At 61.5% G+C, this 8,451-nt stretch carries 8 protein-coding genes; 7 read left to right on the forward strand and 1 reads right to left on the reverse strand.

From position 1 onward, the window contains the following. Positions 1–218: 218 nt before the first annotated feature. Genes KA184_15435 through KA184_15465 form a run of 7 tightly spaced genes read left to right on the forward strand, consistent with a single transcriptional unit; the run spans position 219 to position 7,248 of the window. On the forward strand, positions 219–1,598 hold the full coding sequence (locus KA184_15435; GenBank protein MBP8130970.1) for a Na(+)-translocating NADH-quinone reductase subunit A: 1,380 nt from the start codon (positions 219–221) through the stop codon (positions 1,596–1,598). Positions 1,599–1,653: 55 nt separating this feature from the next. Next, a complete protein-coding gene (locus KA184_15440; GenBank protein MBP8130971.1) occupies positions 1,654–2,898 on the forward strand; it encodes an NADH:ubiquinone reductase (Na(+)-transporting) subunit B in 1,245 nt (414 codons plus the stop codon). Continuing rightward, the gene (locus tag KA184_15445; GenBank protein ID MBP8130972.1) at positions 2,888–3,670 is read left to right on the forward strand and encodes a Na(+)-translocating NADH-quinone reductase subunit C; all 783 of its coding nucleotides are present in this window, start codon (positions 2,888–2,890) and stop codon (positions 3,668–3,670) included. The genes KA184_15440 and KA184_15445 overlap by 11 nt, the downstream gene beginning before the upstream one ends. A 5-nt stretch (positions 3,671–3,675) precedes the next feature. Then, entirely contained in the window at positions 3,676–4,335 is a 660-nt protein-coding gene (locus KA184_15450) for an NADH:ubiquinone reductase (Na(+)-transporting) subunit D (GenBank protein ID MBP8130973.1), read from the forward strand. 7 nt (positions 4,336–4,342) lie between these two features. Then, positions 4,343–4,957, forward strand: coding sequence for an NADH:ubiquinone reductase (Na(+)-transporting) subunit E (nqrE, locus tag KA184_15455; GenBank protein MBP8130974.1), 615 nt, complete (start codon positions 4,343–4,345; stop codon positions 4,955–4,957). Between the two features lie 22 nt (positions 4,958–4,979). Beyond that, complete coding sequence (gene nqrF / locus KA184_15460; protein MBP8130975.1) at positions 4,980–6,203, forward strand: NADH:ubiquinone reductase (Na(+)-transporting) subunit F; 1,224 nt, start codon at positions 4,980–4,982, stop codon at positions 6,201–6,203. Between the two features lie 43 nt (positions 6,204–6,246). Continuing rightward, positions 6,247–7,248: an FAD:protein FMN transferase gene (locus KA184_15465; GenBank protein ID MBP8130976.1), complete on the forward strand. Its 1,002-nt coding sequence runs from the start codon at positions 6,247–6,249 to the stop codon at positions 7,246–7,248. A gap of 16 nt (positions 7,249–7,264) precedes the next feature. On the opposite strand, the gene KA184_15470 is transcribed toward KA184_15465, so the two are convergent. Continuing rightward, positions 7,265–8,451, reverse strand: a 1,187-nt coding sequence (locus KA184_15470) for a DUF3298 domain-containing protein (GenBank protein ID MBP8130977.1), incomplete at its 5' end; no start/stop codon positions are given.

An 8,451-nucleotide genomic window follows, 5' to 3' on the forward strand; every position in this document is an offset into this window, starting at 1 on the left:
TTCTTCCTCCTCGCCCTGGGCAACGTGAGCGGCGTTCTTCGCACGCGCTTCATGCACGCTTCTTGAATTGCCTTTGGAGTTGTGGCATGATTCGGTCCCAACCAGACGCTTTTCCGGTATAAGGAGAGCGTTTTGACTAACTAACGTTAAGTAGGTAACGCAAGCGGACACCTTCCGCAGAAATATTCCGCCAATACACCATCGCCTGGGGACTACACATGGGCCATAACATTCTCAAGAAAGGGTTGAATATCCCCATCAGCGGCAAACCGGCCGCCAAAGTGGAGCCCGCGCCCGCGGTCAGCCGCGTCGCCCTAATGGCGGATGATTATGTCGGCATGAAGCCGACCATGCTGGTTCAGGCGGGCAGCGCGGTTAGACGCGGCCAGCCTTTGTTCGAAGACAAGAAGCGGCCGGGCGTATTGTTCACGGCGCCTGGCGCCGGGCAGGTACTCGCCGTCAACCGCGGCGAGCGGCGGGCCCTGCAATCGGTGGTGATCGAGCTCTCCGAGTCCGAACGGCGCAACCAGCCAACGGACGCCGATTTTCACCCGTTTGAGTCCTATACGGGCAAGGATCCGGCCCTGCTCGACCGCGCCCAGGTCAAGGCACTGCTGATTGAGTCCGGCCTTTGGGCGGCGCTCCGCACCCGGCCTTTCAGCCGCACGCCCGCGGTCGATTCGGTGCCTCATTCGGTCTTTATCACGGCGATGGACACCAACCCGCTCGCTCCGAACGTCGATTTCGCGGCCGAGGGGCGCGAAGAGGACCTGCGCGTCGGTTCCCTGGTCGTTGCAAAGCTGACCGAAGGCCGGGTGTTCTATTGCACGACCCAGCAATCGAAGGTCCGCCCCCCCGCGAATCTTGGCGTGGACATCGAGACTTTCGAGGGGTCCCATCCTGCGGGCAATGCCGGCACGCATATTCATCTGCTCGACCCCGTAAATCGCCATAAGACAGTGTGGTTCGTGGGCTTACAGGACGTGCTCGCAATGGGCGCCCTGTTCCGGACGGGCCGCTTGTCGGCGGAACGGCTCATCTCGTTGGCAGGTCCAGGCGTGAAGTCACCGCGCCATTTCAAGACGCGCGCAGGCGCATGGCTCGACGAAATCGTGCGCGGTGAACTCCTGGGGGGTGAACAGCGGGTCATTTCCGGGTCGGTCTTGTCAGGACGCGCCGCCATGGGCGAAATACACGGGTATCTGGGTCGTTTTCACCAGCAGGTCAGCGTCATTCGCGAGGAGCACGACCGCAAATTCCTGGGCTGGCTTGCCCCCGGCACGGATATCTTCTCCGTCTTGAATGTGTATGCATCGAGACTGTTCAGAGGGCGCGAGTTCGCGTTTACCAGTTCCGCGCACGGCGCGCCACGCGCCATGGTGCCCGTCGGGCTGTACGAGCGCGTCACTCCGCTCGACCTGGTAATGACCTATCTCCTGCGCGCCTTAATCATGAACGATATCGAGCGCGCGGAAATGCTGGGCTGTCTCGAGCTGGATGAAGAAGACGTCGCCCTGTCGACGTTCGTGTGCCCCTGCAAGTTCGACTACGGCCCGATTCTCCGTCGAAACCTCGAAATCATCGAGCGTGAGGGATAGTCTGGGCAGATTTCAGGTGTTATCGAACCATGGGAGGCGGTAAACGCGACGGCTTATGAGTGTCTTACGCAAATTGATGGATAAGCCCGCCAGACTCTTCGAGAAAGGCGGCAAGCTCGAGAAGCTGTACCCGCTCTGGGAAGCGGTCGACACGTTTGCCTTCACGCCGGGAACCGTCACGCGGACGGCGTCTCATATCCGCGACGGCCTCGACCTGAAGCGGCTGATGATCACCGTCGTGGTCGCGCTGATTCCCTGCACAGTCATGGCCATGTACAACACGGGGCTGCAGGCGAACATGACGCTGGACCCGGCAGCCATCGGCCACCTGGAGGGCTGGCGGCACGCGGTCATGCAGGGGCTCGGCTTCGGTTACGATGCCGGCAGCTTTCTGGCGTGCTTGTTCCACGGCTTGTTGTATTTCCTTCCCGTCTACATCGTGACGCTCGCGGTCGGCGGCGCTTGGGAAACGCTGTTCGCCGTCGTGCGCAAACATGAAATCAACGAGGGCTTCCTCGTAACCAGCCTGTTGTTCCCGCTGGTCCTCCCGCCTACCATTCCCTTATGGCAGGTCGCGGTGGGCATCACCTTCGGTGTTGTCATCGGCAAGGAAATCTTCGGCGGCGTCGGCATGAACTTGCTTAATCCGGCGCTGACGGCCCGCGCCTTCCTTTACTTCGCCTACCCGGCCCAGATCAGCGGCGACAAGGTCTGGACTGCCGTGGACGGCTACAGCGGCGCGACCGCGCTGGCCGTAATCAAGGACAGCGGCCTTTCCTCCATCGCGCCGTCCGGACTCCTGGATTGGAACCTGACCGACGGCAAGCTGTCATGGCTCGAATCGTTCATCGGCATCGAACCCGGGTCGATGGGCGAGACCTCGGCGCTCTTCTGCATCTTCGGTGCGGCCGTGCTCGTCCTCACCGGCGTGGGTTCCTGGCGCACCATGGCGGGCATCCTGGTTGGCGCGGTGCTGTGTTCGCTCGGCCTGAACGCCATCGGGTCCGAGACGAACCCTGCCTTCGCGCTGCCGTTCCACTGGCACCTGGTCATCGGCGGCCTGGCGTTCGGAACGGTGTTCATGGCCACGGACCCGGTCTCTTCTCCGTTCACCCACACCGGGAAATGGGTCTATGGCGCCTTGATCGGCGTGTTGATCATCCTGATGCGTGTCGTCAATCCGGCCTATCCGGAAACGGTGATGCTGGTCATTCTCTTAATGAATGTGTTTGCCCCCTTGATCGATTATTTCGTGATACAGGCGAACGTGAAACGGAGGGCAGCCCGTTATGCAGCGTGAAGGCACGCTCTACACCATCATCTTCTCCTGCGTGGTCTGCGGCATCTGTTCGGTCCTCGTATCGGGCGCCGCGGTCGGCCTCAAACCGCGTCAGGAAGCCAACAAGATCCTCGATCGGCAGACCAAGGTGCTGTCCGTGGCAGGCAAGATCGGCGAAGACGAGAGCCTGTCCCGGACCGAAATCCAGGAACGGTACGCCAAGTACATCGAGCCACGACTGGTGGACTTCAGCACCGGCGGCTTTTATGAAGGCGCCGACGCGGACCCGGCCAAGTACGACCAGCGCGCCGCGCTGAAAGACCCGGCCATGAGCGCGGCGGCGCCCGAGAATGCGGCCCAGGTGCTGCGCGTGCCCAAGCTCGCCCTGGTCTATCTCGTGAAGAACGATGCCGGCGCGGTGGAAGAGATAATCCTGCCGGTCGAGGGCAAGGGCCTGTGGTCCATGCTTTACGGCTACCTGGCGCTGGCGGCCGACACGACCACGGTCAAGGGCATCATCTTCTATGAACACGGCGAGACGCCCGGGCTCGGCGGCGAAGTCGAGAACCCGGTCTGGACCGCGAAGTGGCGGGATAAGCAGGCCTTCGACAAAGAGGGCAAACCGGCGATCACCGTCGTCAAAGGCGCTGCCGGCGACGACCCGCATAAGGTGGACGGCCTCTCCGGCGCAACGCTGACCAGCCGCGGCGTGACCAATCTGCTGGCGTTCTGGCTCGGCGATAACGCGTTCGGGCCGTTCCTCAAGAAATTCCGCGAGCAACAAGGGAGTTGACAGCCATGGCGTTTCCCCTCGCATTCGGCAAGAAGGAACGGGCCGTATTGCTGGACCCGGTCTTCAACAACAACCCGATCATGCTCCAGGTGCTCGGCATCTGTTCCGCGCTGGCCGTCACGACGAAACTAGACAAGGCCATCGTCATGGCCATCTCGCTTACGGTGGTCACGGGCTTCTCCAACCTCGCCGTGAGCATCATCCGGAACTATATACCGACCAACGTTCGGATCATCATCCAACTGACCATCATCGCCTCACTCGTGATCATTACGGACCAGGTGCTCAAAGCCTTTGTGCCCGCGATCAGCAAGCAGTTGTCCGTGTTCGTGGGCTTGATCATCACGAACTGCATCGTCATGGGCCGCGCGGAAGCATACGCCATGCAGAACCCGCCCTGGGCAAGCTTCATCGACGGCATCGGCAACGGGCTCGGCTACAGCATGATCCTCGTCGGCGCGGGGGTCATCCGCGAATTGCTGGGCTCCGGCAAACTGCTCGGATACAGCATCTTGCCGCTCGTAACGGAAAAGGTGGGCGAGAACCAGTATGGCTGGTACGTGCCGAACGGCATGATGCTCATGGCGCCGGGGGCGTTGTTCATTATCGGGTTCTTCATTTGGGCTATGCGCACGTGGAAGCCCGAGCAGATGGAGAAAGAATAAGGCCATGCTGGAACACTTTCTGAATCTGGGAATCAAGGCCATCTTCATCGAGAACATGGCGCTGGCGTTCTTTCTGGGGATGTGCTCGTTCATGGCATGCTCGAAGAAGGTCGAAACCGCAATGGGCCTCGGCACCGCGGTGATCTTCGTGCTCGTGGTCGCCGTCGCCATCAGCAACCTCATTTTCAACTACCTGCTGCGGGAAGGCGCGCTGGCCTGGGTGCATCCGGCCATGAAAACCGTGGACCTGGGTTTCCTGAGCTTTCTGGCTTACATCGGCGCCATCGCGGCCATGACGCAGTTGGTGGAGATGACCCTGGACCGGTTCGTGCCCACACTCTATGCCGCACTTGGTATCTTTCTGCCGCTCATCGCGGTGAACTGCGCGATTCTGGGCGCGGCCCTGTTCATGGAGCAGCGCGACTACCAGTTCGCCGACGCCATGGTCTTCGCCATCGGCTCGGGCGTGGGCTGGGCGCTGGCGATCACGGCCATGGCCGCGATTCGCGAAAAGATGCGGTATAGCGACGTTCCGGTGGCCCTGCGCGGCCTGGGGATGGCGTTTATTCTGACGGGACTGATGGCGATGGGTTTCATGGCCTTTTCTGGCATTCAACTGTAAACCGGGGGAGTGCGAACGCCCTATGCAAATCGTTCTACTCGGCATGTTGATGTTCACCATTTTGGTGCTGAGCCTCGTGATTATGCTGATGATCGCCAAAGCGAAGCTCGTCAGCAGCGGCACCGTCTCCATTCTCATTAATGACGACGCGGACAAGGCATTGACGGTCCCCGTCGGCGGCAGCCTGCTGGGCACCCTGGCCAATCAGAAAATCTTCATCCCTTCCGCCTGCGGCGGCAAGGGAAGCTGCGGCGTCTGCAAGGTCACCGTCAAGGAAGGCGGCGGCGCGCTCCTGCCCACGGAAGAAGCGCACATCAACCGCGGCCAAGCCCGCGCCGGGCTGCGCCTCTCCTGCCAGGTCAAGGTGAAGCAGCCGCTCAAGATCGAGCTGCCGCCGGAAGTGTTCGACGTGCGCAAGTGGACCTGCAAGGTCCGCTCGAACCACAATGTGGCCACGTTTATCAAGGAACTCGTGCTCGAATTGCCGCCCGGCGAAGAAGTGCCGTTCCGCGCGGGCGGGTACATCCAGATCGAATGCCCGCCGCACACGATTCACTACAAGGATTTCGATATCGAGCCGCAATACCGCGACGCGTGGGATGCGTTCAAGCTATGGGACCTGAAATCGGCCACGGACGAAACGGTCACGCGCGCTTACTCGATGGCCAACTACCCGGAGGAAAAGAGCATTATCATGCTGAACGTGCGCATCGCGACACCGCCGCCGCGCACACAGGGCATTCCACCGGGCATCATGTCTTCCTACATCTTCAGCCGGAAGCCGGGCGACGAAGTGGTTATCTCGGGGCCTTTCGGCGAATTTTTCGCGAAGGACACGGACCGCGAAATGTGCTTCATCGGCGGCGGCGCGGGCATGGCACCCATGCGTTCTCACATCTTCGACCAGTTCAAGCGGCTGAAGACAAAGCGGAAAGCCACGTACTGGTACGGCGCGCGCAGCCTGCGCGAGATGTTCTACGTCGAGGATTTCGATTCGATCCAGGCCGAAAGCCCGAACTTCAAGTGGCACGTGGCGCTGTCGGAACCAGTGCCGGAAGACAATTGGACCGGTCTCACGGGATTCATCCATCAGGTGCTGTACGACAACTACTTGAAGGAACACCCCGCGCCGGAAGATATCGAATACTACATCTGCGGGCCGCCCATGATGCTCAATGCGTGTCTGAACATGCTGCACAACCTCGGCGTCGAGGATGAGATGATTGCCTTCGACAACTTCGGCTGAAAAACGGTTCACATTCAGGATCTTCTGGAGCGCGGCCGCGGCCGTGCTCCTTGTATTCCTGCTTGTGGGCCGTTGCGGTACGGTCGTTGGACCCGCGGAAACGATCCTGACGGGCGTTACCATGGGGACGACCTACGCGATCAAGATCAGTGACGCCCTGCCCGGCGAACGGCTCACGCCGCTTGCACAGTCCGTTGATGAACTGCTCACCGAACTCAATCGCGTCTTCTCCACCTATGTCGAGGATTCCGAACTCTCCCGATTCAACCAGAGCAATGGCGCGACGCCCTTTGCCCTGTCCAACGATCTGCGGCGGGTGTTCGAAATCGCGATCGAGACGAGCCGGCAGACCGGGGGGGCCTTCGACGTGACGGTCGGCCCGTTTGTGAACGCCTGGGGCTTCGGACCCGATATGCCCGCCGCGCCGCCCACGGAACAGGAACTCGCCGCACTTCGCGAACGCGTCGGGTTCGAGAAGCTGCATCTTGAAAACGGCGTGCTGACGAAAGACCGGCCTGACGTTTACTGCGACCTGTCCGCGGTGGCCAAGGGTTACGCCGTGGACCGTGTCGCGGACCTGCTCGCCAAGGAAGGACTGCGGCAATTCATGGTCGAGGTCGGCGGCGAAGTCCGCACCCGCGGCACGCGAGCGGACGCCCACGCCTGGCAGATCGCCGTTGAGGAACCCGATCCCGCGACTCGCGCCGTGCGCCGCGTCGTACCGCTGCGGGACATGGCCATGGCGACGTCCGGCGACTACCGGAACTTCTTCGAGAAAAACGGGCAGCGCTATTCGCACACGATTAACCCGGCAACCGGCACGCCAATCCGGCATGCGCTCGCGTCCGTCACCGTGCTGCACCCCGAATGCGCGTGGGCCGACGCCTACGCCACCGGCATCAATGTGCTCGGGCCTGAAGATGGGTTTGCGTTCGCCGCGACGCGGCATTTGGCGGTGTTACTGGTACTACATGCGCCGGGCGGCGGGCTTGAAGAACGCGCCACGCCGGAATTCGAGCAATACTGCCGCCAAAGCGGCTCATGATTGCCCGGAGACTGGTTCAGCCTTTCGCAGGTTCCGCGGACACCGGAACGGCGGCCAGCGCATCCAGGATGTCGGGCCGCAACAGCGGCGAAATGATCTCGAACGGCACCGTGACCTCAAACGAACCCTCCGCGTAGCAGCCGACGGCGTAGGGAGCGAAGAAGACCGTCAGCCCCGCGCGCGAAATAACGAAACTGGATAGGTCCTCCCCCGCGAATTCGGTAATGTTGCCATTCACCACGTTGCTGGCCTCCTCCTTCTTCAAGCTTGCAATACAGTGGTTTGAGATGGCCTGGAGATAGCCGGAATCTTCGCGGAACAGCGCAGAAAGCGCCAGCGGCGCCGTCTTGCCGTCCTCCAGCCGCAGATTCTGCGTCAGGGTCCACGACATGCCGTGCGCGCCGCCCGTGAAGGTATACACCGTCAGCGCGGCGCTCACCAGCGCCGGCGAGTAGTGGTAGATGCCCGCGGGGCTGATGTCGAGCGTGTGCGGCAGGCGAAGGCTGCTCTCGGGCTGCTCCCTCATATAGTATGCTATCGATGACGTCCAGTCGCTGACCGCGCCCACCCAGATCTCTTCCACTACGTTGCGGATAGCGGCATTCAACGCGTCCGAATGGCCGGCGCCGCCCTCCACGAAAAACGGCGTCGCGATATTGGCCTCCAGGTTCTCTTCGCCCCATACGGACGACCGGTACTCTTCGATGAGCAGCGCGATGCGGCGCACCTCAAAGGGCAGTTCGCGGCTGCCGTCCGTGTTCAACCATTTGCCCGACCATGCACCCCCGGCAAGGTCCAGTTCTCCAACAAACATGCCCGTGCGCTTTCCCTCGGCGAATTCGGTCAGCGCGAGCGAATCGTCCTCGCCGGTCACGCCGTTGACTTCGATGGGCGCCCCGATGTGCGCGTAAGCGTACGTGCCCGAAACATCCGCGCCCGCTATTGTGAGCTGCATCATGATGGGCTTCTCCCCCACCACGCCCTGGAACCATGCCAACCCGAAATCCGAGCCGGTATCCGCCAGGAACTCGGACACATCAGAGACTTCCAGGTCCAGATGAATCGCCGCGTTCTTCCATTTTCCATCCACTTGGACATAGACATAGGCAAGGTCGATACTGCTCCCATTGACGAGCACTTCATACGTGTCTTCCGACCCGGTACTGCGCGCCTCGACCGTCGATACGGTCTCGGAAGTCCACT

The sequence above is a fragment of the Candidatus Hydrogenedentota bacterium genome, from assembly GCA_018005585.1.
Taxonomy (GTDB): domain Bacteria; phylum Hydrogenedentota; class Hydrogenedentia; order Hydrogenedentales; family JAGMZX01; genus JAGMZX01.